The organism is Halosimplex amylolyticum, from assembly GCF_051414035.1.
GTDB classification, from domain to species: Archaea; Halobacteriota; Halobacteria; order Halobacteriales; family Haloarculaceae; genus Halosimplex; species Halosimplex amylolyticum.
In genome coordinates this window covers 939630-964617 of the sequence record NZ_JBLKNW010000001.1, presented here as the reverse complement: position 1 = coordinate 964617, position 24988 = coordinate 939630, and the positions used below count along the sequence as shown (strand labels likewise).

26 protein-coding genes are annotated in these 24988 nt (G+C 69.0%); 13 read left to right on the top strand and 13 right to left on the bottom strand.

All coding sequences use genetic code 11. The features are described 5' to 3' along the window. Window positions 1–17: 17 nt before the first annotated feature. Entirely contained in the window at window positions 18–1082 is a 1065-nt protein-coding gene (locus ACMGFE_RS04615; protein WP_436923910.1) for a guanosine monophosphate reductase, read from the bottom strand. 60 nt (window positions 1083–1142) lie between these two features. After that, complete coding sequence (locus ACMGFE_RS04610) at window positions 1143–1997, bottom strand: UbiA family prenyltransferase (RefSeq protein ID WP_436923909.1); 855 nt, start codon at window positions 1995–1997, stop codon at window positions 1143–1145. 145 nt (window positions 1998–2142) lie between these two features. Between ACMGFE_RS04610 and ACMGFE_RS04605 the strand changes: the two genes are divergently transcribed. After that, complete coding sequence (locus ACMGFE_RS04605; RefSeq protein ID WP_436923908.1) at window positions 2143–2706, top strand: lycopene cyclase domain-containing protein; 564 nt, start codon at window positions 2143–2145, stop codon at window positions 2704–2706. Window positions 2707–2734: 28 nt separating this feature from the next. Here the strand turns inward: ACMGFE_RS04605 and ACMGFE_RS04600 are convergent, their stop codons facing one another. Further along, window positions 2735–3106: a hypothetical protein gene (locus ACMGFE_RS04600; protein WP_436923907.1), complete on the bottom strand. Its 372-nt coding sequence runs from the start codon at window positions 3104–3106 to the stop codon at window positions 2735–2737. Between the two features lie 137 nt (window positions 3107–3243). Here ACMGFE_RS04600 and ACMGFE_RS04595 point away from each other — a divergent pair, with 137 nt between their 5' ends. Then, entirely contained in the window at window positions 3244–4572 is a 1329-nt protein-coding gene (locus ACMGFE_RS04595) for an MFS transporter (RefSeq protein ID WP_436923906.1), read from the top strand. 123 nt (window positions 4573–4695) lie between these two features. Here ACMGFE_RS04595 and ACMGFE_RS04590 read toward each other — a convergent pair whose 3' ends face one another. After that, on the bottom strand, window positions 4696–5817 hold the full coding sequence (locus ACMGFE_RS04590) for a pyridoxal phosphate-dependent aminotransferase (protein ID WP_436923905.1): 1122 nt from the start codon (window positions 5815–5817) through the stop codon (window positions 4696–4698). A gap of 148 nt (window positions 5818–5965) precedes the next feature. Here ACMGFE_RS04590 and ACMGFE_RS04585 point away from each other — a divergent pair, with 148 nt between their 5' ends. Beyond that, window positions 5966–6613, top strand: a complete 648-nt coding sequence (locus ACMGFE_RS04585; protein WP_436923904.1) for a DUF6517 family protein — start codon at window positions 5966–5968, stop codon at window positions 6611–6613. Between the two features lie 35 nt (window positions 6614–6648). On the opposite strand, the gene ACMGFE_RS04580 is transcribed toward ACMGFE_RS04585, so the two are convergent. From ACMGFE_RS04580 to ACMGFE_RS04570, 3 genes are all read right to left on the bottom strand, one after another. Beyond that, entirely contained in the window at window positions 6649–6786 is a 138-nt protein-coding gene (locus ACMGFE_RS04580; RefSeq protein ID WP_436923903.1) for a hypothetical protein, read from the bottom strand. Between the two features lie 187 nt (window positions 6787–6973). Continuing rightward, window positions 6974–8137 (bottom strand): thiolase family protein, encoded by a 1164-nt coding sequence (locus tag ACMGFE_RS04575; RefSeq protein WP_436923902.1) that lies wholly within the window; start codon window positions 8135–8137, stop codon window positions 6974–6976. A gap of 54 nt (window positions 8138–8191) precedes the next feature. Next, window positions 8192–8344 (bottom strand): hypothetical protein, encoded by a 153-nt coding sequence (locus ACMGFE_RS04570; RefSeq protein WP_436923901.1) that lies wholly within the window; start codon window positions 8342–8344, stop codon window positions 8192–8194. Window positions 8345–8471: 127 nt separating this feature from the next. Here ACMGFE_RS04570 and ACMGFE_RS04565 point away from each other — a divergent pair, with 127 nt between their 5' ends. Together ACMGFE_RS04565 and ACMGFE_RS04560 are read left to right on the top strand one after the other, a co-directional pair. Then, window positions 8472–9137, top strand: coding sequence for a GNAT family N-acetyltransferase (locus tag ACMGFE_RS04565; RefSeq protein WP_436923900.1), 666 nt, complete (start codon window positions 8472–8474; stop codon window positions 9135–9137). 104 nt (window positions 9138–9241) lie between these two features. Continuing rightward, a complete protein-coding gene (locus ACMGFE_RS04560) occupies window positions 9242–9943 on the top strand; it encodes a metallophosphoesterase (RefSeq protein ID WP_436923899.1) in 702 nt (233 codons plus the stop codon). Between the two features lie 400 nt (window positions 9944–10343). Here the strand turns inward: ACMGFE_RS04560 and ACMGFE_RS04555 are convergent, their stop codons facing one another. Next, on the bottom strand, window positions 10344–11606 hold the full coding sequence (locus ACMGFE_RS04555; protein ID WP_436923898.1) for an NAD(P)/FAD-dependent oxidoreductase: 1263 nt from the start codon (window positions 11604–11606) through the stop codon (window positions 10344–10346). Between the two features lie 116 nt (window positions 11607–11722). Between ACMGFE_RS04555 and ACMGFE_RS04550 the strand changes: the two genes are divergently transcribed. After that, the gene (locus ACMGFE_RS04550) at window positions 11723–12919 is read left to right on the top strand and encodes a pyridoxal-phosphate dependent enzyme (RefSeq protein ID WP_436923897.1); all 1197 of its coding nucleotides are present in this window, start codon (window positions 11723–11725) and stop codon (window positions 12917–12919) included. A gap of 523 nt (window positions 12920–13442) precedes the next feature. On the opposite strand, the gene ACMGFE_RS04545 is transcribed toward ACMGFE_RS04550, so the two are convergent. After that, window positions 13443–13976: a type IV pilin domain-containing protein gene (locus ACMGFE_RS04545; RefSeq protein ID WP_436923896.1), complete on the bottom strand. Its 534-nt coding sequence runs from the start codon at window positions 13974–13976 to the stop codon at window positions 13443–13445. A 102-nt stretch (window positions 13977–14078) separates the two neighbouring features. Between ACMGFE_RS04545 and ACMGFE_RS04540 the strand changes: the two genes are divergently transcribed. Next, window positions 14079–15674, top strand: a complete 1596-nt coding sequence (locus ACMGFE_RS04540; RefSeq protein WP_436923895.1) for a hypothetical protein — start codon at window positions 14079–14081, stop codon at window positions 15672–15674. 112 nt (window positions 15675–15786) lie between these two features. Here the strand turns inward: ACMGFE_RS04540 and ACMGFE_RS04535 are convergent, their stop codons facing one another. Both ACMGFE_RS04535 and ACMGFE_RS04530 read right to left on the bottom strand, forming a co-directional pair. Continuing rightward, a complete protein-coding gene (locus ACMGFE_RS04535) occupies window positions 15787–16395 on the bottom strand; it encodes a GAP family protein (protein ID WP_436923894.1) in 609 nt (202 codons plus the stop codon). Window positions 16396–16568: 173 nt separating this feature from the next. Further along, on the bottom strand, window positions 16569–18332 hold the full coding sequence (locus ACMGFE_RS04530) for a Rieske (2Fe-2S) protein (protein WP_436923893.1): 1764 nt from the start codon (window positions 18330–18332) through the stop codon (window positions 16569–16571). Between the two features lie 142 nt (window positions 18333–18474). On the opposite strand from ACMGFE_RS04530, the gene ACMGFE_RS04525 reads away from it, so the two are divergent. The 6 genes from ACMGFE_RS04525 to ACMGFE_RS04500 all read left to right on the top strand — a co-directional run bounded on the left by ACMGFE_RS04525 (window position 18475) and on the right by ACMGFE_RS04500 (window position 23204). Beyond that, window positions 18475–19074, top strand: coding sequence for a DUF5789 family protein (locus ACMGFE_RS04525; RefSeq protein ID WP_436923892.1), 600 nt, complete (start codon window positions 18475–18477; stop codon window positions 19072–19074). A gap of 90 nt (window positions 19075–19164) precedes the next feature. Then, the gene (locus ACMGFE_RS04520; protein ID WP_436923891.1) at window positions 19165–19779 is read left to right on the top strand and encodes a cupin domain-containing protein; all 615 of its coding nucleotides are present in this window, start codon (window positions 19165–19167) and stop codon (window positions 19777–19779) included. Between the two features lie 63 nt (window positions 19780–19842). Next, window positions 19843–21000, top strand: a complete 1158-nt coding sequence (dnaJ, locus tag ACMGFE_RS04515; RefSeq protein WP_436923890.1) for a molecular chaperone DnaJ — start codon at window positions 19843–19845, stop codon at window positions 20998–21000. Window positions 21001–21248: 248 nt separating this feature from the next. Further along, window positions 21249–21761, top strand: coding sequence for an Lrp/AsnC family transcriptional regulator (locus tag ACMGFE_RS04510; protein WP_436923889.1), 513 nt, complete (start codon window positions 21249–21251; stop codon window positions 21759–21761). 249 nt (window positions 21762–22010) lie between these two features. Next, window positions 22011–22337: a DUF7344 domain-containing protein gene (locus ACMGFE_RS04505; RefSeq protein ID WP_436923888.1), complete on the top strand. Its 327-nt coding sequence runs from the start codon at window positions 22011–22013 to the stop codon at window positions 22335–22337. Window positions 22338–22487: 150 nt separating this feature from the next. Then, complete coding sequence (locus ACMGFE_RS04500; RefSeq protein WP_436923887.1) at window positions 22488–23204, top strand: acetate--CoA ligase family protein; 717 nt, start codon at window positions 22488–22490, stop codon at window positions 23202–23204. 10 nt (window positions 23205–23214) lie between these two features. On the opposite strand, the gene ACMGFE_RS04495 is transcribed toward ACMGFE_RS04500, so the two are convergent. Further along, window positions 23215–23967 carry a hypothetical protein gene (locus ACMGFE_RS04495; RefSeq protein WP_436923886.1) on the bottom strand — a complete coding sequence of 251 codons (753 nt, stop codon included), beginning with the start codon at window positions 23965–23967 and terminating at the stop codon, window positions 23215–23217. A gap of 178 nt (window positions 23968–24145) precedes the next feature. Continuing rightward, on the bottom strand, window positions 24146–24985 hold the full coding sequence (locus ACMGFE_RS04490; protein ID WP_436923885.1) for an aldo/keto reductase: 840 nt from the start codon (window positions 24983–24985) through the stop codon (window positions 24146–24148). Between the last annotated feature and the right edge of the window lie 3 nt (window positions 24986–24988).

Genomic DNA, 24988 nt, shown 5'->3' with positions numbered 1-24988 from the left:
CCCCGACGCCGGTCGCCTCAGTCGTCGACGACGACGGTCTCCCAGTCGTGGTCGCCGTGGGCGCCCTCGCGCTCCTTGGCGGCCTGCTCGACGCGGATGAACTCGGCGTTCTCGCGGGCGGCGTCGAGCGTGTGGCCGCCGCAGTAGGAGAGCCCCGAGCGGATGCCGGCACAGAACTCCTCGGCCACGTCTGCGAGCGGGCCCTTGTACTCGGTGAACCCCTCGACGCCCTCGTCGGCTTCGACGTCGGTTTCGGCGTCTTCCTTGTCCGAGCGGTCCTCGGCGGCGGCGGTCGTCGCCATGCCGCGGGACTTCTTGTAGCGTTCGCCGTCGACCTCGACGATCTCGGGCGGCGTCTCCTCGGTGCCGGCGAAGAGCGATCCCATCATCACCGTGTCCGCGCCGGCCATGAGCGCCTTGACGGCGTCGCCCGACGAGCGGATGCCGCCGTCGGCGACGATAGGAATGTCGAGGTCCTCGGCCGCGTCGGCGCAGTCGTCGACGGCGGTGAGTTGCGGGACGCCCGCGCCGGCGACGCGGCGAGTGGTGCAGTGGCTCCCCGGACCGATCCCGACTTTTACGCAGTCGGCACCGGCCGCGTAGAGGTCCTCGACGCCCGCGGGGGTGGCGACGTTGCCGACCACGAGATCCGTGTCGGGGAACTCCGAGCGGAGGCGTTCGACGGTGTCGAGGCAGCGTTCGAGGTGGCCGTGAGCCACGTCGACCATCACGCAGTCGGCGCCGGCGTCGACGACCGCCGCGGTGCGGGCGACGGCGTCCTCGGCGATACCGACCGCGGCGCCGACCTGCTGGCCGGCGTCGACGACGCGTTCGACGGCGTCGGCCTGTTCGGCGACGGTCATGAAGCGGTGGACCGTGCCGAACCCGCCGGCGCGGCCGATCGCGATCGCGGCGTCGGCGCCGGTCACGGTGTCCATCGGCGCCGAGAGGAGGGGCGTGTCCAGTTCGATGTCGGCGGTCAGGCGCGTCGAGAGGTCGACGTCGCTCCGGCTGTCGACAGGCGATCGCTGGGGGACCAGCAACACGTCGCCGTACGAGAGCCCGGTACGCAGGTTTTCCATGCCGACACCACTGTAACCGTTCCCGAAGTAAAACCCTGCTGATCCGCGCGATCGCGGCCGTCACCCGAACGGCCTGAACCACACCGCGGCCACGAGAACGGCGAGAAAGAGGTAGGAGCCCCGTATCAGTAGCATCGTGGCGAGTTCCGGTTCTGCGCGGCGGGCGACGAGGGCGACGACGCCAAAGACCAGCGAGGCGAGGCCGGCGCTCGGCGGGATGCCGCGGAGCCCGACGGCGAGCAGGACCACCGCGACCATCCCCGTCGCCATGAGGGCGTACGCGGCCCTGTAGGCGCCGCGCAGGCCGAGCACCACCGCGACGGTTCGCTTGTCGATCGAGCGGTCGTACTCGTAGTCCTGGGCGTCGTCGACGACCTTGATCCCCGAGAGGAAGAGGAGGAAGACGCCAGCGAGGCCGAGGACGGCGGGCGAGAGCGACCCCGCCTGGACGTAGTACCCGCCGAGTAGCGCGAGGGCGATGCCCGTCGGGTACCCCGCGGTGGCCCCGACGGTGTGGGTGTCGAGCTGCGGCGCGTGGAAGTACCCGAGCGCCCACGTCGGCGCCGTGATCACGGCGGCGCCCGGCCCGGCCGTGAGCCACAGCCCGGCCAGCGCCGCCGCGAATCCGGCGGTCGAGCCGAGCAACGCGCGGCGACACGCCGGCGCGGAGAGCGGGTGGTCGTCGTCCTCGCCGCGGAGGTGGAAGTCGACGTAGCCGTCCTTCACGTGGGCCGTGTAGACGGCGAGAAACAGGGCGACGACGTGTATCGCCGCTGCGACGGGCGCCACTCGACCGGCGAACACCGCGCCGAACAGCGACGCCGCTAACGGCGGCAGCATGAACACCGGATGTACCTGTGAGAGTAGCGCTCGCGCGATCTCCCCACTTCCCCGGGCGTGCGTGACGTCCCCCATACCTACCGTGAGGGCCGGAAGCCCCTACGTTCTTTCGTCGTGTCAGGTCGCCGTGCCCCGTGAGGTGGTCGCCCGAACGGACCGTCCCCGCCAGCGTGGGCCGAATCACCCGTTCGCTCATGTGCGTGGCACCGCATGCAACGGTATGGAACGCGGACGGACGCGTCGGCTCACGTGGGGACTGTTCGGCGTCGGCGTCGTCGTCCTGTGGATGACCGTCGGCAAACTCGCGGGGCCGCTCGGGGTACTCGCGGCGCTCGTCTGCTTCGCGCCGGCGCTGCGTGCGCTGACGGCTTCCGCGGATCGACCGGCCGACGAACCGGTCGCTGCAGCGGCGCTCGCCCTCGCACTCCTGGCCGTCGCCGTCCTGTTCCGACCGCTCTCGGCGCTCCCGCTGCCCGATATCGGTGCGCTCGGCCGCTACACGTACCTCGCGACGGAGGTCGCGTTCGGGACGCTCGCGTTCGTCCTCCTCTTCCGTGCGGGTCGGGAAAGCCTGCTGCGCGCGGCCCGCACGATCGCCGTGATCTATCCGCTGGCCTACGCCTGGGACTGGTACACGCTCGAAGTCGGCGTGTTCGCCATCCCCCTGCGGACCGGCGTCGAGTTCGTCGGGATCCCGCTGGAGGAACACCTGTTCATGGTCGTCGTCCCCGCGCTGATCCTGGGCGTCCACGAGACGCTGAACCGGCGAGACACGGACACGTAGTCGCCTCCGTCCGGGCGCGAGTTACCGCTCAGACCAGGTTGTCGTCGTCGAAGACGAAGGCGGACACGTGGGACGCGAGTCGACGCGCGTCCGTCTCGGTTCGGGCGTGGAGTTCGCCGGCGAGCGGCCCCGTCTCGCCGCCGACGGCTTCCGTCTGGGAGAGCGGGTCGACCTCGATCGAGTACGAGCGGAGCGACCGCACCTGCTCTCGGAGCTTCCGGAGCGCGGTCTCGGACAGTTCGCTGTCGAGGTGCTGGAGGTCGTACCGGACGACGAACCCTCGTTCGCCGTCGCGGACGGCGACGACCGGGAGGCCGCGGTCCGCACAGCGGTCCCACAGCGTGGCTCCCTCGGCCTTCGTCTCGTAGATCGGGACGTTCGACGGGGCTAGTTGGTCCATTACCCCCGTTTGGGCCGTGATCGACTTCCGTATTGCGCCCGCGTCTCCCGGGCTCGGTCTGCGCCGAGACGTGTCAGAACGACTACTTCAACGCCGTTCAGGGAAGCGTCAAGTCGGAGCCGTTCGTCGGTCGGCCCGTGCGCGTCGACCTGTCGAACCCGCGTGCGCTGATCAGGCGGTACTACCTGTTCCAGGCGCTCGCGGCCGTCGGGTTCATCTCGCCGATCTTCGCCCTGTTCGTCCTCCGCGACCTGACGTATCCGCAGTACGGGACGCTCAGCGCCGTCTACTCGCTCCTGCTCGTCGCGGGCGAGATCCCGACCGGCTACGTCGGCGACCGCTTCGGCCGGCGGGACACGCTCGTCGCGAGCAAGGTGGCGCTGGCGTGCTCGCTGCTGGGCTTCGTCGCCGTCGACTCGTTCGCCTCCTACCTCGCCGTCTACGTCGTCTGGGCGCTCGGCATCGCGCTGACCTCGGGGACGGGGAGCGCGTGGCTCTACGAGGTGCTCGAATCGACGGTCGGCGAGAACCGGTTCACGCACGTCCGGGGTCGCGGCCAGGCGATCGCCCGCTGGAGTTCGACCGTCACGACGGTCGTCGGCGCCCTCCTCTACGGTCTCGACCCGCGGTATCCGTTCGTCGCCGCCGGCGCGCTCATGCTCGTTGGCGCCGGCGTGATCGCGACGCTCCCGCGGACGGAACAGTTCGAGCGCGGCGACGCGACGGGCCCGTCCGTGCGCGAGGCGCTCCCGCTGCTCCGCGACCGGCTCGCCCGGCCGCCGCTCCGGTCGTTCGTCCTCTTCGCCGCGGTCCTGTTCGGCGTCGTCGGCGCCGCCAACCAGTACGTCCAGCCCATCGCCGTCGCCGTCGTCGAAGACGTCGAACTGGCCGCGCTGCCCGTTGCCGGCGCGGTCGAGGGGGCGACCGGCGAAGGCGGGGTGCTCGCCGGTCTCCCGCTGACGGCCGAGACCGGCCTGGGGCCGCTGTACGCGAGTTTCGCGGCCGTCGCCGCGGCGGTGAGTTACTACGCCGGACCGATCGAGGCGCGCCTCGGACTCCGGCGCGTGCTCGCGCTCGCCGCGGTGACGCTCGCGGCCGCGACGCTCGTCCCCCTCGCCGTTCCCCTGGCCGCGTTCGCCTCGTTTTACCTGTTGCGGGCCGTCCACTTCCTGCTCCGCCCGATGGTAGAGAACCACGTCAACGGTCGCGTGGAGGACGTGGGGCGCGCGACCGTTCTCAGCGCCGTCTCGATGGTGTTCGGGCTCGCGCGGACGCCGTTCGTCGTCCTCGCGGGCGTCGCCGCCGGCGCGCGCGGCCCGGTCGCCGCCTACGGTGCACTCGGCGTCCTGCTCCTCGCGACTGCTCTCCCCCTGGCCGCGTTCGGATCGCCGTTCCCGGACGGTGACGGCGCGACCGACGACGGCGACGACACCGGCGAGGGGACCGCCAGTGAATCGGTCGACTGAGTCCGCTTCGGCGATTAGATCTCGTATCTCAGGCGCGTAGCGGCGCAGAACGAGACGAGTGCGACGATCCAAAACGAGACGAACGCGAGCGCAGCAACAGCGTATCGAAGCCAGCAGGCCCTCTCACTTCACGGCGTCGTACGCCTCACCCATGACGTCGAGCGCTTCCTGCAGCGTCTCGACGTCGACGGCGTAGGAGATGCGGGCGTAGCCCGCGCCGTGTTCGCCGAAGGCGTCGCCGGGAACGACCACGACGCCGCGGTCGATGACCTCGTCGACGAACCCCTCGGGCACTTCGGGCATCGCGTAGAACGCGCCGTGGGGCGTCGGGCACTCCAGGCCGATGTCGGCGAGGCCGTCCAGCAGTACGTCGCGGCGCTCCTCGAAGGCTTCGACCATCTCGTCGACCGGGTCCTGCGGGCCGGTGAGCGCCGCCTCCGCGGCGTACTGCGAGGCGGCCGACGCGCAGGCCTGGCCGTACTGGTGGACCCGCAGCATCCGCTCGATCCGGCGGTTCGAGCCGGTGACCCAGCCGAGCCGCCAGCCCGTCATCGAGTAGGTCTTCGAGCAGGCGCTCACGACGACGACGTTGTCGCTCTCGGCGAACTCCAGCGGCGAACGGTGCTCGCCCTCGAAGACGATGTGCTCGTACACCTCGTCGGAGATGCAGAGCACGTCGTGTTCGTCGGCGATGCGAGCGAACTCCCGCATGTCCTCGGGCGACTGGACCGCGCCAGTGGGGTTGGCGGGGCTGTTGACGATGAACGCCGCGGTGTCGTCGGTGATGGCCTCCTCGACCGCCGCGGGGTCCATCGTGAGGTCGTCGCGGAGGCCGACGGGCCTGGGCTCGCCGCCCGCGAGGTGGGTGAGGGCGTCGTAGGAGACGAACCCCGGGTCGGGGAACACGACTTCCTGTCCCTCGTCGACGTGCGCTTCGAGGGCGATGTGGAGCGCCTCGCTGCCGCCCGCCGTGGCGATGACGTGCTCGGGGTCGACGTCGATGCCCCGGTCCTCGGCGTAGCGGCCGGCGATAGCCTCCCGGAGCGACTCGGTGCCTTTGTTCGAGGTGTAGCCGTCGGCCTTCCCCGCGCGGATGGCGTCGATCGCGCCCTCGCGGGCGTGTTCGGGCGTCGGGAAGTCAGGTTGGCCCAGGCCGAGGTTGATCGCGTCCTCGCCCGCGGCCTCGAATACCTCGCGGATCCCGCTTATCGACACCTGCTCGACTCGACGAGAGAACTCCGTCATACCACTACCGCCGGTGCGCTCCCCGATAATTCTTGAGGGTCACGGTCGGTCCCTCCCGCACCGGGCGGCGACCGCGGACGTATCAACCGACATACCGGTGTTTCGGACACCAGCAGGTTTACCCTCGTCCTCGCGCAACGGCTGGCCGATGCACGCACGTCAGGTACTCGTGGCGCTGGCAGTCGTCCTCGCGACGGTGACAGCCGGGTGCGGCTTCCTCACCGGGAGCGAGGCGCTGTCCTTCAGCGCGTCGCCGGCGACCGCGAGCGACGACGCCCAGTCCGAGACCGGCTACGAGGAGCAGGCCGTCGAATCGTCGACGATGACGCGCAACTTCAGCGCCGCCGGCCAGACCCGTCAGGTCGAGGTGACCAACCAGCAGGCGAGATACGAGCGGGCGGTCGACCTCGGCCCGCTCGGGTCCCAGCGCGCCGCAGTGTTCGTCACCTTCGCCAGCCCGGAGGTCAACGTCGTGGGCCAGACCTTCAACCCCATCTCGGACATGTCCACGCGGGAGGTCCTCCGGCAGTTCGAGTCCCAGTACGAGGGCCTAACTGTCGGCGACCGCGTCGAGAACCGCAGCGTCCGGGCGCTCGGGAGCCAACGCACCCTCCAGAAGTTCGAGGGCACCGCCACCCTGGCCGGCAGCGAGGTCGACGTGTACGTCCACGCCACGAAGTTCCAGCACGGCGAGGACTACCTCGTCGCGGTCGGGATCTATCCCCAGCAGATCGACGGCGAGGAGGAGAACGTCGTCGCGCTCGTAGAGGGGATGGAGCACGACACCGGGGAGTGACTTTCGGCCGGATCGTGCCGCCGTCGCCGAGCGACTCAGAGGAGTACTGACAGCACGACGAGCGCGGCGATCAACAGCAGTAATCCAAGCAACAGTCCGCCGCCGCTGACAGAGTTGGGCCTGGGATTCTGCGTGGTTTCGGTGGAGAGCGGGCCGTTGGAACCGGGGTCCATGTGATAAGTGTGCGTGCGAATACAGATAAGCTTTCCTCGGGGGTGCCGCGTTGGGTCGACAGCGTCACCGTCATACCGCCTACCGCGACGGCAACGCCATCACCGTCATACCGCTTACCGCGACAGCAACGCCATCACCGCCCCGCCACCGCCGACGCTCACTCACGACGGCGCTGGCGGTCACCGCCTACCGCGACAGCAACGCCATCACCGCCCCGCCACCGCCGACGCTCATCCCCACCACGCCGTAGTCGTGGTCCTCCCGGACCATCGCGTGGGCGATCGTCGTCGCCAGGATACCCCCGCTGGCGCCGATGGGATGGCCGAGCGCCACCGCGCCGCCGAGTGGATTGAGCCGCTCCTCCGGAATGTCGAGTCTCTCGCGGACGTAGACCGTCTGGGCGGCGAAGGCCTCGTTGACCTCGTAGTGGTCCACGTCGTCGACGGCCAGATCGTTCCGGTCGAGGAGTCGCTCGATGGCGTCGCCGACGGCCTGCGAGAACTCGGCAGGGTCCCGGTAGGCGACGGCGTAGTCCTCGACGTGGACCATCGGCCCCAGCCCGCGTTCCTCCGCGGCCTCGGCGCTGGCGAGCAAGACGCCGCCGGCACCGTCCGCGAGTTTCGACGCGTTCCCGGGCGTGATCGTCCCGTCCTCGCGGAACGCCGCCGGGAGCTGGGCGAGCCTGTCGAGGGAGGTGTCGGCGCGCGGGCCCTCGTCTTCGGTGACGAGGTGATCGTCCACTTCGACGGGGACGAGCTCCTCGCCGAATCGCCCCTCCGCGATGGACTCGGCGGCCCGGCGGTTGCTCCTGAGCGCGTACCGGTCCTGGGCCTCGCGGGAGACGCCGTGCTCGTCGACCAGCGCCTCGGTGAGTTCGCCCATGTGCGCGTCGTAGCCCACGTCCCAGAGCGCGTCGAAGATCATCGAGTCGACCAGTTCCGTGTTGCCGTGGCGTCGCCCCTCGCGCAGCTCCCGGACGAGGTACGGCGCGTTGGACATCGACTCCATGCCGCCCGCGACGGCGAGGTCGACCCGGCCGGCGTCGATGCGGTCCGCCGCGAGCATGATCGCCCGCAGTCCGGAGCCAGAAGCCTCGTTGACGGTCGTCGCGGGCGTGTCGTCTGGCAACCCGGCCTCGACGACGGCCTGGCGCGCCGGGACCTGTCCCACGCCCGCCTGGACGGCGTTGCCCAGGCCGACCCAGTCCAGTTCGTCGGGGTCGACTCCCGAGCGGTCGACGAGGTCTTCGAGTACCGTCGCGCCGAGTTCCGGTGCGCGCACGTCCGAGAGCGACCCGAGCATCGCCCCGTGAGCGGTCCGCGCCCCGTCGACTATCACAACGTCTGTCATGTGTCGAGCGGTTCGGCCGCCCGCACTATCGGTCTTCCCCCGGAATGGCGGGGGTCACTCCTCGGCGGCGTCGCGCAGGTCCGAGATGTGGTCGCGCAACACGGTCAGCGTCGCGTCAGCGTCGGCGTAGCCCTGGTCGTACTCCCCGAGCGTCGTGTCGGTCTTGTCGAGGAACTGCTCCACCGCCGTCTGCAGGTCGTCGGTCATACGCCTCCGTCGGCGCTCCGCCGGTAAAATACCCCCGCGTCGATGGATACTGCGACGGGGCCTCACCCCCGACAACGGGTCTCACGGACGGGAAAGCGCTTTTCCGCTGGCCCGTGCGGGTATGCGTATGTCCGATCTCTTCCCCGACCGCATCGAGACCGACCGTCTCGTCCTCGAAGCGGCGACGACGGAGACGCTCGACCCGCTCGAACTGTACGAACACGTCCGTGAGGGCGCACCGCACATCGACGAGGTGACGGAGTACGTCACGTGGGACCCCCACGAGACGCCCAGAGAGACGGAGGAGTTCCTCGAACTGATCACCGAAAATCGCGAGGCCGGCGAGGGTGCGACCTACGCGATCCGTCCCAAGCCGGGCGAAGACAGCGAGGCGCGGAGCGCCTCGGAAGATTCGAGCGGTGACCAGCGGGAACCGCGAGACGGCGCTGGCGAATTCGCCGGCCTCGCCGGGATGAGCGTCGACTGGGACCGGCAGACGGCGACGTTCGGCGCGTGGCTCCGCAAACGTTTCTGGGGCCGCGGCTACTCCGGCGAGCGCGCGGCGGCGTTCATGGAGGTGGCCTTCGACCGACTCGACCTCGACGCCGTCGTCGTCACCGTCCACGAGGGCAACGAGAAATCCCGCAAAGCGGTCTCGCGGTACGTCGAAGCCCACGGCGGCCACCGCGAGGGGCTCCTCCGGAACTTCGAGGTGAACATGGACGGCTCGGTCGTCGACGTCCATCGGTTCACCGTCACGGAAGAAGAGTATCGCGACGCAACCGGGGAGTGATCCGGTACGGCGCAGGTCGGTACCCCGACGAACTCGCCCGCCGTCGGTCGACGACGCCGGCGGGTGCGTCAGGTCTTTGCCCGACCGTCTCCGAGTGACGCTCGATGGACCCCGAGTACCGGGACCGAGCGGTGTACATCGATGGGACGCTCGTCCTCGCGGATCTCCACTTCGGCAAAGCCGCGGCCTCGACGGTCGAGTTCCCCATCGGCGCCGGCGAGGACTGCGTAGACCGACTGGAGGGGCTGCTCGACCACTTCGACCCCGAGGAGGTCGTCCTCGCCGGCGACGTGTTCCACTCGTTTCGCACCGTCCCGGACAGCGCCGACGCCGCGCTCTCGGGGATCTCCCGCGCGGTCCGCGACTCGGGGGCTCGCCTCGTCGTCGTCGAGGGGAACCACGACACGATGCTCGGCGACGCGTACGCGGGCGACCTGCGCGACGAGTACGTCCTCGACACCGACGGCGACGAGACCGTCGTCGTGTGTCACGGTCACGAGGAACCCGAGACGCCTGCGGACGCCTACGTCGTCGGCCACGACCACCCCGCGATCGAGATCCAGGGACAGAAGCGACCCTGTTTCCTCGTCGGCGACGGCGCCTATCGCCGCTCGGACGTGCTCGTGGTCCCCCCGTTCAACCGACTGGTCGAAGGCATGTCCGTGAACGGCCGTATCGGCACCTCTCGCCCGGAGCTATCGCCGATGGTCACTCGCGTCGCGCAGTTCCGCCCCGTCGTGTTCGACGCCGAGAGCGAGGAAGTGCTGACGTTCCCCCCGCTCGGCCAGTTCTCGCGGATGTTGTAGGTTTGGTGTCAGAAGTTCAGGTTCGCGTCACATCTGCTGGAGCGATCGCTCGTTGCAAGCCCTCGGCCCGCTCGCTAGCAATCGGAGCAACCGCAGGTAACAGCAGGTGATGAAAGCCCTCGGCCCGCTCGCGGTCGTTGAGCGACATACCCTCGCTTCGCTCGGGTAGTGGTCGCTCAGGCGACTCCGTTCGCTTCGCTCACCGCGAGCACGCCTCGCCCTTTCAGTCCGCCAGGACAACAACAGCACCGCCCCGTACAGCACCGCAGACGCCCTCACACCTCCCCAGCCGATTCCCTCGGTCGCTCCGCTCCCTCGGTCATCCCTCGCACGACTACTGTCGCGGCATAAACGCCGCGACAGCGCGCGCCTGCTTCGGTTGCCGGTGAGTCGCAGGACCTCAAATATCGTCCGAGACGGCATCAGCGGCGACCTGTCCGCTCTCCATGGCGCCTTGAATCGACGACCACTGCGTGTAGTCGCCGGCGAGGAAGACTGGGCCCTCGGGGGCGTCGACGGGGGGCAGGTCGTCCCTGAAGCCCGGGGGCTGGTCGAACTGGGCGAACTCGATCCGGTCGGTCGCGACGAGTTCGAGGTCGTCGAAGCGGTGTTCGGGGTACCAGGTGACGAGCGCGTCCCGGACCGCGGTCGCGAGTTCCTCGTCGCTCCGGTCGGGGACGCCGAGCGTCGTGGCCGAAAGCAGCGCCTTTCCGTCCGGGGCGTACTCCGGTGTGACGGTCGACAGCGGCGCGACCGTGTTCGGACAGCTGTCGACGGCGTTGAGGAGGAGCCGGTGGCCGGTGTCGAGCGAGCGGTGTTCGCGCGTCGAGAAGTACTGGGTGACACAGCTCCGCGCGTCGGTGGGAATGGCTTCGATCCCGGTCAGTTCCTTCGCACTCTCGGGGTCAGTGGCGACGACGACCGCGTCCGCGTCGACAGCTTCGCCGTCCACCTCGACGCTGGCACCGCCCTTCCGGCCCTCGACCGCCGAGACGTCGCTGTCGGTCTCTATCGTCGCACCGGCCGCTCGGGCGCGGTCGGCCAGTTGCGCCGGGATTGCGCCCATGCCACGCGCCGGGACAGCAGTGTTCCCGCGCGAGAGCATCGAGAAGGTGTAGCGGAAGACGCCGGCATCCGTCGATAGCGAGCGGTCGAGCGTGATGCCGCCGTAGAAGGGCGCGGCGAAGTTCTCGACGAACCGGTCGGAGAATCCCTTGCGGTCGAGGTACTCGCGGATGCTCTCCTCGGGGCCCTCGAAGAGCACGTCGGGGTCTGCGTTCCCGAGTTCGCGGCGCAACTGCAGCACGCGGAACTTGTCACCCAGGGTCACGTCGGGGTTCATCGCCGATTCGATGGCCGCCAGGGGCGCCCGGAACGGGTCGGCGAGGACCGACCGGTGGTCGGGACGGGCGATAGTCGCGCCGGGGGCGAACGTCCGCAGGTCCAGCGCGTCGAGGTCGAGTTCCTCGCGGACGGCCGGGTATTCGGTGAAGAGGACCTGGAATCCCCGGTCGAGAGTGAACCCGTCGACCCGTCGCGAGCGCACGCGACCGCCCACCTCCTCGCGACGTTCGAACAGCGTCACGTTCGCGCCCCTGTCGGCCAGCCGCCGCGCGGCAACGAGACCGGCGAGTCCTCCGCCGACGATGACGACGTCGCTCATATCCCACCCTCGGACCGGCCACACAAAACGCCCCTGTCTCCGTCGCGCGGCGCTCTGGGGCCGGCCTGCGGCCGCGAACGGACAGTGATTAGTCGGTGGCATCCCCCGGTTCGAGTATGGACACTTCCACGTCGCTCGACGGCCTCGCCTGTGTCGACTGCGGGGCCTCCCACGACCCGGCGGACGCCCCGCGGCACTGCCCGGACTGCGGAGGGATCCTCCGCCCGACCTACGACCACGAGGCGGTCGACGTGACGCGCGAATCCCTGGCCGACGAGCGCTTCGACGGCGTCGCACGATTCGCCGACCTGCTCCCGTTCCCGGCCGACTCGCTCGTCACCCTCGACGAAGGGACCACTCCGCTGATCCCCTGTCCAGATTTCGCCGACGACCTCGGCGTCGGCGCCGTCTACGTGAAAGACGAGGGCGCCAATCCGACCGGTGTCACCGAGGACCGCGGGGCCGGGCTGGCCGTCACTGCCGCCCGGGAACACGGTGCAACGAAGGTCGCGCTCCCGACGACCGGTGACGCCGGCCAGAGCGTCGCCGCCTACGCCGCCAGAGCAGGCATCGACTCCGAGGCGTTCGTCCCGACGCGCTCGACGTTCGTCGCCAAGGCCATGACGAACGTCCACGGAGGCGACATGAGCGTCGTCGAGGGCCGCTACCCCGACGCCGTCGAGGCCTTCGAGACCGCGATGGCCGATGACGGCAACGCCGACTGGCACTCGCTGGCTGCCTTCGACTCCCCCTACCGCCACGAGGGGGCGAAGACGCTCCTGTTCGAAGTCGTCGAGCAACTCGACTGGGACGTCCCGGACGCCGTCGTCCACCCGACCGGCCACGGCCTCGGCGTCGTCGGTAGCCACCTCGCCGCGGACCAGCTCCGGGAGACCGGGCTCGTCGACGAGGCGCCCGCGCTCCACGTCGCCCAGCCCGAGGACTGCGCGCCCGTCGTCGCCGCCGACGACGCGGGCGACGACGACACCGAACCGTGGGAGCGCCCGGACACGCTCGTCGGCTCGCTGGAAGTCCCCGACCCCGCGGGCGGCGCGCTCGCGCTCGACGCCGTGCGCGACACCGGCGGGTGGGCCGTCGGCGCCAGCGACGACGACGCGCTGGAGGCGGCCGAGCGACTCAACAAGGAGGGGGTCGAGGTGAGCGCCACCGGCGGCGTCGGCGCGGCCGCCGCCCAGGAACTCGCCGCGGGCGGACACCTCGACAGCGACGACGTCGTCGTCCTCGTCAACCCCGTCGCCGGCAACAAGGAGAACGACGTCCTCCGGAGTCACCTGATGCGGAAGGGGATCTGAGCGGACGTAGACGGACTGGTTTTCCGGATGGCGCGTGCTGCCGAACGTGCCCGAGCGTCGCGAGGGCCGTGAGACGAAGCCGTGCGAGGTCTGCTCACGGGCACGAAGCGCCCGTTCGCACGGCCCGAGGGACCTTCGGTCCCTCGCTGTCTTCGTGAACGGAGTGAACGAAGGCTTGTCAGCGCTTGCTCTGACAGTGGATGACTGAGCGAGCGGAGCGAGCGAAGGAATCGGCTGGGGAGGCGAGAGGCGGTCGGCGGTGCCGTGCAGTGCGGTTTGCTGTGTCGTCCTGGCGGACTGAAAGGGCGAGGCCCGGTCGCGGGGCGGAACCCCGTGGTCGACTGCGGCGGCACTATCGGAGCGACCGAAGGGAGCGACGATATCCGCCGCAGCGACCGCGAGCGGGCCGAGGGCTTTCGGCGCCGGCTATCGAGCATAATCGAAACGACTGCTAGCGAGCGGTCTGAGGATTTCCGTCACTCGCTGTAGTCGGCGGTACCAGAATCGCAAGAACGTGCGACAGTTACGACCCCAGCGTCGCGTTGGCGAGGGTCACCGACTGCGTATCGCCGCGCATCGCGCCGGTCCACACTACGCGCACAGTATCACCGTCCTCCAGATAGAAGCCGACGCTGCGCTCGGCGTCGAGGTAGTTCTCGTCGCCGTCCGAATCCACCGAGGGATCGTCGACGGTCAGCGAGTCGCCCGGCGCGACGGGATACCCGGGCCCACGTTTCGTCGGCCCCGCCGAATCGCTCGCCCACACCACTTCCTGGCTGTTCCCGGTGCTCTCGTCGACGGCGACCACCGATAGCCGTTCGGTCGTCCGGTCGGCGATCGAATCGCCGCCGTCGTGCTGGACGGTCAGCGCCCCGACTTCGCTGTCGAACGACACCGAGAAGTCGGCGTCGGGGCTGTCGCGGCGGAATTCGTCGCCGAAGTAGACGACGGACCCGACGACTGCGACCGTTATCGCGAGTACGACGAGCCAGATCACCCACCGCTCGACCGCGACCGCCCGGTCGTCGCCGGCAAACGCGAACGAACTCCTGACCATTACCGAGAGCCACTCACGCCGGGTAGTTAGCTGTCGGGGATCGACCTGACGGAGTCTCGACTCGTCAGAAAGCATTTACCTCGACGAACCGATCACGGAGCGATGGCCCTCCACACGAGACGATACGCGACAGCCGCGTTGTTGCTCCTCTCCCTGGCGGGACTCAGTGCGGTCGCGGCCGTCGACGGGCAGTCACTGGCAGAGCGCGGTGACGGATCGGGCGGGAACGTGACGGTACTCGCTTCGCAGGGGGTCGTCGCCGACGATCTCGCAGACGACGAGGCTGTTCGTGAGTTCCGTGCCGACGGGACGCTCGACGCGGTCGGAGAGCGGAAACCGGTGGTCACTGGGGACACGGTAGTGCTCCGGATACGCTCCGAACAGGTGAACGACACCTTCGCGGTGACCGGGGGGTCGAACACGACCGACCGGTTCTACCGGATGCTCGACGGACCCGAGACGAACGTGTCGGTCCGGGCGCTCGTCGGTCCGAATCGCCAGCCGTACGACGTCGCGCTCGAACGGAGCGAGACCCACGTCGTCCGCGACGGCGCGAACGCGACGCTCTCGGTCGTCGTCGACACCAGAGACCTCGTGCTGGTGGAACGGGACACTCGCGACCCGATCTCGTTCGAGCCCTCGGTCGACCAGTTCGTCGTCGAAGTCGAGACGCGCGACGACTCCCAGACCGACGCGTTCGACGACGAATTTACCGTCGCCTTCCCGGACGCGACGGTCGATTCGATCACCACGGACCTTCGGTTCGCCGGGAGCGGCCCTGCTCGGGCGTACGCCAACACGACGACCCTCGGACTGTCCGGACAGACGAACCTCCTCCCGGAGACGTCGGTGACTGTCGAAGCGGTCGGCCCGAACGGGACGATACTCGCGACCGACACGATCACGACGACCGAGAACCGTTCCGAGCGAGCACCCCGCGACGAGGTCCAGTCGGAGTTCGCCGCCGCGCTCCGCGGCGTGGCGAGCGACGAGTACGAGTGGTTCACGCTCCGGGCGACGGGACAGAACCGGACGGTCTGGCAGCGAGACGTGGTCGTCGGCCCCGAACCACGCTGGTCGAACCTCTCGGCGACGGCACTCGGGACAGACGGCGACGACTGGACGCTCCGCGTCGACGCCTCGCTTCGGCTCCCCGACCAGGGGATCCTCGAGGTCGAACTGCGGACAGAGGACGGACTCGTGACTCGTGAAGTCGCCGTCCCCGAGGGCCGCAGTCACCAGACCGTTCACCTCAGAAACGTCTCCAGTCTTCCGGACGGCCCGATAGAACTGGAAGCCCACTGGGACCGTCGAGGCGACGGACGACTCGTGTTCCAGGAGGACCCGACGTTCGCCACCGGCGCGAACGTCACTCGTGGGATGTACGACGAACTCTACACTCGCCTGCAGATAGACGGGACCGACGGCCTCCGGGACGCGCGGACGACGACCACTTCCCCCTCGACGGCGACCGCTCCGGTGGCTACCACCGCACCGCCGACCACGACGACTCCCGGGACGGTGACGCTTTCTCCGTCCCCGCATCCGCCCACGACGCCGACTGCGACGGACGCGAACTCGCCGACCGACAGCGCCGTAGTGACCGGAACGACCGCGGACGGCGGTCCCGGTTTCGGCCTCGGCATCGCACTGCTCGCCGTCGGATTCGCCGTCATCCCGACCGTCCGGCAGTCCTGACGGTCAATCGGCGACCCCCTCGTGGATCGTCTCGCCACGCTTCAGTCGGTGGGGCGACGGTGGACGTCTGCTCGGCCTCGCGGCGCGTCGGGAGGTGGGCCGCCATCGACGGTCAGGTGAGCAGCAACACGAGGAAGAACACGAGGACGACCTCGTTGACGATCCAGGAGTTGTCGTTCATCCAGTCGCGGACGCGGGGGAGCAGCGTCTCGGCGCGCGCACCCAGCATGACCACGCCGAGCGATGGCAGCGCCAGCAGCGAGAGCGTGAGGGCGACGAACGGGGCAGCGTCGACCAGCGGGAGGTCGTTCGCGACGAGGTACGACCCGACGGCGACGGAGGTGATGATGTCGGTCGGAAACACCCCGAGCAAGAGGAAGCCGAGCCTGAAGGAAAACCGCGGCGTTGCCGACTCCAGTTTCCCCATCCACTTCGGCGGCTCGGAGTCCTCGCGCCCGAGGAACGTGGATATCATCGCCGCGACGATCAGCACGAGGACCACCGTCGAGAGGGGCCCGTTCGACTCCCCACCCCCGCCCACTGACACGCCACCGAGGAGATAGGTCAGCGTGACCACCGTCGAGATAGAGAGCGCGGCGCCGATCACGTACAGTGCGGAGTTGCGCCGCCAGTCGCGACTCGTCGCCAGAAAGATGGCGCTGAGCAACTGGGGCCCGGCGACCATCACGATCGCGAGCGGGAGTATCGTGAGGAAGCTCATCCGCGTGCCCACTGCGGGCTCGCCGCTCGCTCATCGATCGCCGGTCTCCCCACGGACCCGAGAACGTGTGATTTCACGCACACATCTGGGTCTGTGACCGGAATCAGGCTACTGCATGCCATCTCAAGGCCGGAACTGGTTGGCGAGAGCGACGGAGGAGTCGATCGCCGTCGTCAGTCGGCCGTTCCCTCGTGAATCGCCTCGCCGCGGTAGAGTCGCTCGGCGATCCTGAACGTCTGTTCGGCCTCGCGGCGCGTCGGGAAGTGTGCCGCCATGTACCGCGCCGGGGCGACCAGCGCCAACCGGCGCTCGCTCTCGCTCTCGGCCGCTTCGAACTGCGCGAACCCGCCTTCGACGTTCTGGAGGGTGTGGAACCCGGCGTCCTCCCGCAGCAGTCCTCCGGCCATCGTCCGCTTGAGCGCGTCGGGGTCGCCGCCGGCGTCGAAGTGCTGACTCACGATCCGACCGGCCTCGTCGACGCGACCCTGTTCGTCGAAGGTCGAGAGCAGTCGCTCGCGCAACTCGGCCGGGTCCTCGTCGCCGCCCGCGCCGGGGTCGGGCAGCGGCGCCCTGGGCTGGTTGAGGAAGCGGTCGAGATACACCGACATCGCGCCCTGCCAGCACGCCCGGTAGAGGTCGTCGGCGTCGGTCCGCCCAGCGAGTTGCTCTACTGCGTTCGCAAAGGAGAACGTGTGATGCACCGTGTTCCAGTCGCTGAACTCGTTACTGGTCGCGAAGTGGGCCACCCGACGGAGGGCGGCGACGGCGACCGCGTGGGCCAGTTCCTCGGTCGTCGCGCCCGCCCGGATCGCGTCGCGCAGCGCCGCGTCGATGGCGTGTGGGTCGTCGCCGAGCAGCGTCTCGACGGTGTCCTCGGGCCGGTCCCAGGACTTCTCGTCGCCCGCGGCGGACAGTTCCGAGATGTCCTCGTCGGCGTCGAAGCAGAGCTCGGCCACGTCGATGGGCTGGCGCCAGGCGTTGGTCTCCTCGGCGCGCGATCCGCCGGTGATGGTGTCGACCGTCGACGCGAGCACGTCCTCGGCCCGGTCCCAGCCGACGTGGTCCAGCGTCTCGAACGCCTTGTTGACGAAGTCGACCGTGTGGCTGGAGTTCATGTAGAGGTGGTCCGTCGCGGCGGCGACGAGGATCTCGGCGAGGTCTTCCGGGGGCAGGGTCGCCGTCGCGGCCCGCAAGCAGCGCTCGGCGCCGTCGGCGTCGCGGACCTCGCAGGTCTCGCGGAACCACGACTTCAGGCGCGCTTTCGAGAGGTCCTCGTTGCCGAGCGCGTACTGGTCGAACCGCGGGGGTTCGCCGGCGCAGTTGCTCGCCACCTCGCGCACGCCGACGAACATCGCCCGCTGTTTCTCGTCGTGGTCGACCTGGTCGTAGAGGTTCGCCATCGCGCCGAGCGTCGTCAGTCCGCGCCCCCAGCCGTCGGCGCGGTACTTCGTGCCGAAGTCGACGGCCGTCTCCAGCGGCGTCGTGAACCCCTCACCGTGGTGGTCGAGGTGGATGGCGGCCTTCGCCAGCACCAGCGAGAGGTTCTCGCGCATGCCGTCGACCAGGCGATTGCGCCAGTGGACCTCCGGTGCGACGTCCGTCTCGGGGTCGGGGTCGACGTACACCTCGCCGTCCCGGACTGCCGTCGGGAACGTCTGCACGTCGTCGGCCCAGATGTCGAACGTGTCCCCGCAGGAGAGTTCGAACCGGGCGTGGTGCCAGTGGCAGGTCAACAGGCCGTCCTCGACGGTCCCCTTCGAGAGCGGGAATCCCATGTGCGGACAGCGATTGTCGACGCCGTACACCTCGCCCTCGTGGTGGAACAGCGCGACGGCATGGCCGCCGACCGTCGTCACCGCGCGCCCGTCTTCCCGCAACGCGTCGAGGTCGGCCGCCCGCTCGTACCCGTCCGGGACGTCCGTGGGTTCCGTTGCCATACCACAGACCACGGACGCCGATTGTAAAGGCGTTCGCTGAAGCGCGTTTTTGAAACCCATTGAACAGGTCCCTTCGGGGCGGCGTCCGGCGACGGCCGGAACCGACCACAGGGTTATCCGCCGCGAACTCCAAATTCACGGGATGCCAGACAACAGAGAGGGGAGAGACAAACAGGCGCTCGACGAGGAGAACCGCCAGCGGATGCGGGCGATGCTCGAGGAACTCGAGCGCGGCGACGAGACCGAACCGCCCGTCGAGGAGCGCGAACTCGACGTCCTCGACGAGGAACTCGAAACCGTCGAGTTCCCGGCGACGGGACTCGAAGTCGTCGAAGCCGTCGGCTATCACGAGGTCGAGACGCCCGAGGGGTCCTACGACGTCGCGGAACTCGTTCCGAGCACGGAGGAGGAGACCTTCGACTCACCCGAGGCTGTCCGCATGCGTGTCCAGCGACCGACGGTGGCCGCCGCGATGAAGCGGGTCGTGGAGGCGACTGGGACGCTCGACGACGCCGGGGTCTGGGGCTCACAGCGCGAGGCCTACGAGCGGACGTTCCGGGAGCTCAAAGCGATCGACGCCGTCGACGACGACGAGGGGATCGCCGTCATGGCAGACTGGATCGTCGAACGCATCGAGGAGAAGGAAAAACTCCCCGGATCCCGGGACGTTCGCCGACAGGCCGCGAAGTACTGTCGGCAGAACGGCTACGAGGTCCGCAACGACGAGTGGCTCGGAGTCTGACGCGGTCGGCGCCTGAACCCCGACGAGCTGTCGCCGTCGACCGCAGACACGACCCACAAAGATTTCTCGCCCCCGACCGAGCGTCCGGGCATGGAATGTGTCGTCATCGACGACCTGCCGTCGAGTAGCGCCCTCGACGTCGACCGACGCGGCCTCTCCGGACCGCTCGAGACGAGCGACGTCGCGATCAACCGCTATCGGATTCCGCCCGGCGAGGGGTTTCCGAGCGGACTCCACGCGCACGTCGACCAGGAAGAGATCTTCGTCGTCCTCGACGGGACCGCCGTCTTCGAGACGCTGCCGGCGTCCGACCGGCCGAGCGCGCCCGCCGAACCGCCGCGCACCGGCCGGGAGATTACCGTCGAAGCGGGCGAAGCGATCCGGTTCGCCCCCGGCGAGTACCAGTCCGGCTACAACGCGGGGGAGAGCGACCTCGTCGCGTTCGCCATCGGCGCCCCGCGAGAGAGCACGGACGTCCGCGTCCCCGTCCGGTGCCCCGAGTGCGCCTCCGTCGACCTCCGACTGGACACGAGCGGCGACGCCCTCTCGTTCGTCTGTCCCGACTGCGGCGCCGAGCGGGTCCCGGCGCCGTGCCCCGACTGCGGCGCGAACGCGATGACGTTCACCCTCGACGACGAGGAGAGGGTCGTCAGCGCCTGCGAGGGCTGTGGGGCCGAATTCGACACGCCCCCCTATCGGGACTGACGGCGAGGGCGAGACCAGACCCGTTCTATTGAAGTAGCTCAATCTTCTACACCGCGACAAGCGATGAGCGAGGACTTCTACGAAGTGCTCGGGGTCTCCCGGGACGCCAGCGAGGACGAGATCCAGGAGGCTTACCGGGAGAAGGCACGCGAGTACCACCCCGACGTGAGCGACGACCCCGACGCCGAGGAGAAGTTCAAGAAGGCGAAGAAGGCCAAGGAGGTCCTCACGGACGAAGAACAGCGCCAGATGTACGACCAGCTGGGCCACGACCGCTACGTCGAGGCCGACAAGCACGGCGCCACCGACAACGGGGGACGGGGCGCCGGCGGCATGGGCGGCATGGGCGGCGGCATGGGCGGCGGCCAGGGCCCCTTCGGCGACATGTCCGACATCTTCGAGACGTTCTTCGGCGGCGGAGGCGGCGGCTCTAACCGCCCGCGCCAGGGTCGGGACCTCCGCACCGGCCTGACGATCGACCTCGAAGACGCCTACCACGGCGTCGAGAAGGAACTCAACGTCACGCGCCCGGACACCTGCCCGGACTGCAACGGCGAGGGCCACCCACCGGGCACCGACTCCCACCAGTGCCCCGAGTGCAACGGCCGCGGGCAGACCACGACCGTCCAGCAGACGCCGATGGGCCGCGTCCAGCAGCGCCAGACCTGCCGCCGCTGCGAGGGCGAGGGCACCATCTACGACGAGACCTGCTCGACCTGCCGCGGCGACGGCGTCGTCCGCGAAGACGCCTCCCTCTCCGTCGAGATCCCCGCCGGCATCGAGGACGGCCAGACCCTCCGCATGGAACGGGAAGGCGCCCCCGGCGAACGCGGCGGCCCGAAGGGCGACCTCCTCATCGAGGTCTCCGTCCGCGACCACCCCGACTTCGAACGCGACGGCGCGGACCTGCACCACCAGGAGCCCATCTCCTTCCCGCAGGCCGTCTTCGGCGACACCATCGAGGTCCCCACCGTCGACGGCGCCGTCGAACTCGACGTGCCCGGCGGCACCCAGAGCGGCGAGACCTTCCGCCTCTCCGGGAAGGGCATGCCGCGCCTGCGCCGCCGCGGCAACGGCGACCTCTACGTCCAGGTGCAGGTCGTCACCCCCGACTCCCTCAACGAAGAGCAGCGCGACGCGCTGGAAGCCTTCGCCGAGGCCGGTGGCGAGGAAGTCGAAGTCGAACAGGGCTTTTTCGAGAAAATCAAGAGCTCCTTCTAAACCACCTTTTTCCCGGTCGGGTTTCCTCGGTCGCTTCGCTCCCTGCGGGAACCCGTCCGCAAAAAACGTGGGCGAAAAAGCAGGTCGCTCCCTTCGGTCGCGACCTGTGAAACCGCGCCTCACGTCCGTTCGGCGCGGTACGCTTCCCTACGGATGTTGGTCACACATCCGTAATCGAAAATCGTTCCCACCTACCTGCGGGGTACCCCTCGAAGGGGACAAGTGGCCGTGGCCCCTGACTAGAGTCGATGTGTGCGTCCGCGGAGTTCACGCCGCTCGACGACGTCGACCGGGCGATCATCCAGTTGTTACAGCGAGACGCCCGGCACAAGACGGCCGTGGAGATCGCAGAGGCCGTGGGCGTCACCGACGGGACCGTCAGAAACCGGATCGCCGACCTCGAAGATCGCGGTATCCTCGAAGGGTACGTCCCGGTCATCGACTACGAACGGGCGGGCTACCAGCTCGAGATCCAGTTCACCTGCTCGGCCCCGATCGTCGCCCGGGAGGAACTCGCACGCGAGGCGCTCCAGGTCGAGGGCGTCGTCGAGGTCACCGAACTCATGGCCGGCAAGGAGAACGTCGAGATCATGGGCGTCGCACCGCGGAACGAGGACGTCACCCGCATCGCGAAGGAACTCGACCGGCTCGGCCTGCAGATCGAAAACGAAGAGCTGATCCGCCACAGGTACGTCCGACCGTTCGACCACTTCGGGACCGGGGACGTCTCCGAAGTCGAGAGCGGGACCTACGAGCCGTAGCCCGTTCCGCGCCGACGCCGGGCCTCTCCGAGGCCGACTGTGGTGCAGCGTGACGCCCGAGACGGGACCGCCGACGCGCCGCGTGCGAAGCGAGATTGAGGGAATCGAAATGTAGTCGCCACGGGGCAGTTCGACCATCCCGCTGGCTCGGGTTGGTTTCGGTAAACGGAAGGCACAGGCGAATAGTTGCTAATTTCCGCCATTCCGCTCTGCGAAACCAATATACGTATACGGGACCGAAAGAGGGTAATGACCTCCACCGACGGCACGCTCCGGCACAGCAACAAATCGCTCGCGTACGACGCGCTCTCGAGTCCGCGTCGGCGCCACGTGATACGCCTGCTAGACGAGGCCGAGGGCGCGCTGGACCTGAATGACCTCGCCGAGGCGGTCGCCGAGGACGAACAGGACGGTGACGCCGACGACAGCCAGGTCGTTCGAGTATACGCGTCGCTGTACCACGTTCACGTGCCGAAACTCGCGGACGCGGGTATCGTCCGGTACAGGGGAGAGGACGACCGAGTCAGACTCACCCACGCGATCTCGCTCGACGCTATCGACGTGCTCGGCGAGTGACCCGTCTGCGGCCTCTCTCTATCGTGGATTCGCGGCCCGAGCGCGGAACCCGTTCTCCAGGTCGCTCGTGATTCCAGATCGAGCCTGGCGCCGTAAACGCCCACGATAGCGGGTCGGGTTCCTTTTGCCGACACCGACCGAAGCGCTCCTATGGACGTCATCGGGGATCTTGTCGCGCGCGAGCGGCGCACCGACGACATCGCGGTTCGGACTGACAGCCGCGCCGGCTCGTACAGCTACGAGAAGTTCTGTACGAACGCCTGGAAGACGGGAAACATTCTGCGACACTACGGCGTCCGCGGCGGCGCGACCGTGGCCGTCGACGCGGGCGAGGCGCCGAGCCCTCCCCCGCTGCTCGCGTTCTTCGGCGCCGCCCTGCTGGGTGCGACCGTCCAGTTCGACCCGCAGGCGTCGCCCGACGCCAAGGCGCTCGTCGCCCCCGCATCGCGGGCCGACTCGTACGATCCCGGCCCGGGGACGAAACTGCTCGTCTACGGCGACGTGTCCGAGGACCCGGAAGTCGCTCACTTCGAGGCCGAGATGTGGAGCGAGAACCCGACGAGTCCGCCGGACGCGGTCGAACCGGCCGATACCGCACTCGCCGCGGACGACCGGCGGTTCACCCACGAGCGACTGCTGGAGCGGAGCGAGCGCGTGGTAGGGACCTACGACCTCGACGAGACGGACGAGGTGGCGATCCGCGCGCCGCTCTCCCGCCCGGGGACCGTCGTCGCGGGTGTGCTCGCGCCGATCCGGGTCGGTGGAACAGTGCTGGTGGATCGCGCCCGGAGCGGCTCCGTGGCGGTCGCCGAAGCGGGCGAAGATGCGCCGGAAGAAACGGTTATCGACCCCTCGGACGCCCTGTGAGGCCCGGTCCTCACTCGCCGGTCGGGCGGATGAAGTCGGCCAGCGCGACGGTGATGCCGAGCAGCCACCCGAGCGGCACGGAGACGCCGATCCAGATGAGGACGTAGGCGAACTCCGTCATGTCGAACCGCTGGGCGACGTCGTCCCTGAGCCCCACCGGTTCGAGGACTTCCGTGCGAGCGAGTTCGGCGATCTGTTCGGCGTAGACGATGCTGAACTGGGCGACGTCGTCGGAGACGAGCGCGGCCACGACCGGCGGCAGGAAGATGGCCGTCATCCCGAACGGGTAGGCGAAGACGATGGTCGTGATCCGGCCCCCGACGCTCCGGAAGAGCACGGCGAGCGCCGACGACAGGATAGCCACGACGCTGGCGGCGATGATCGCGTTGGCCTCCTGGCTGGAGAACTGCGCCTGGAGTCGGAACTCGACGAGCGCGGAGAGGCCGCCCCAGACGAGGATCGTCAGCAACACGACGCCGACAGCGCCGAGTTTCTCGACGGAGACGTCGATTTTGCGGGCGTGGAAACGGACGATGACGCCGAACAGCGCGAGCGGATAGAGGACGGCCACGACGAGCGCGCCCAGCGCCGACCACGCGGTGTACGATACCTTCTCGCGGGAGGTCTGCGGCTGCCACTTCCCGAGGACGGTGTCGCTCGCCCCCCGCTGGCGCGGATAGAGCAACCCCATCCACGTCTCGTGGAACTTGTTCAGGTCGAAGCGAATCGCTTCGACAACCCCCTGACTATTCCCGACGGACATACCCGATGGGTTCGACAGCCCGCTGTATACCTCTTCTGTTGCTCGCCGACGGCCTCCACTGTTCCGTACCAACAGGTCCGCTGAGAGATAGGATCGGGACATCAGTGACGCCCCAGACGTCGTCCGGACGACAGCCCGACCCACCCCCTCGTCGCCTCGACCTCGAGGTCGACCTGGATCAGTCCCAGGCGTCGGGGCCGAAGCCAGGGTTGATCTGGCGGTCGGTCCGGTCGATGGCGTCGATGGCCGCCACGTCCTCGTCGTCGAGGTCGAGCGCCACGCTCTCCCAGTTGTCGCGGATGTGGGCCTCGCTCGTCGCCTTCGGGATCGCCGTCACGCCCTTCTCGCGGACCCACGCCAGCGACACCTGTGCCTCGCTGACCTCGTGCTTCTCGGCGATCTCCGACAGCTCGGGGACGTCGAAGACCCGTCCGCGGATCAGGGGCGAGTACGCGACGAGTTCGATGTCCGCCTCCGCGGTGTACTCCCGGAGCTCCTCCTGGCGGAGGAGCGGATGCATCTCCACCTGATTGGCGAAGATCGGTTCGTCGAGCACGTCGCGGGCCTCGTCGAGGTGGTGCGGTTCGAAGTTCGAGACGCCGATACGGTCGATCAGACCGCGTTCTTTCAGCGATTCGAGCGCCGGAAGCGTCTCCGCGGCGTCGTAGGTACGCGACGGCCAGTGGACGTACAGCAGGTCCAGCGAGTCGACGCCGAGTTTCGCCAGGCTCTCCTCCGTCGACTCGATCACGCCGTCGCGGTCGAGGTGGTCGATCCACACCTTCGTGGCCAGGAATATCTCCTCGCGGGGGACGTCGGCCGCGGCGATGCCGTCGCCGACGGCCGACTCGTTCCCGTAGGCCTGCGCCGTGTCGACGTGACGGTAGCCCATCTCCAGGGCCGTCCGGACGCTCTCGGCGCACTCGCCCGGGTCCTCGTTCTGCCAGGTACCGAGGCCGAACGTCGGCATCCCGTCGACCCGCGCCACGCTCTCCGGAGTCAGTGAATCCTGTGACATACC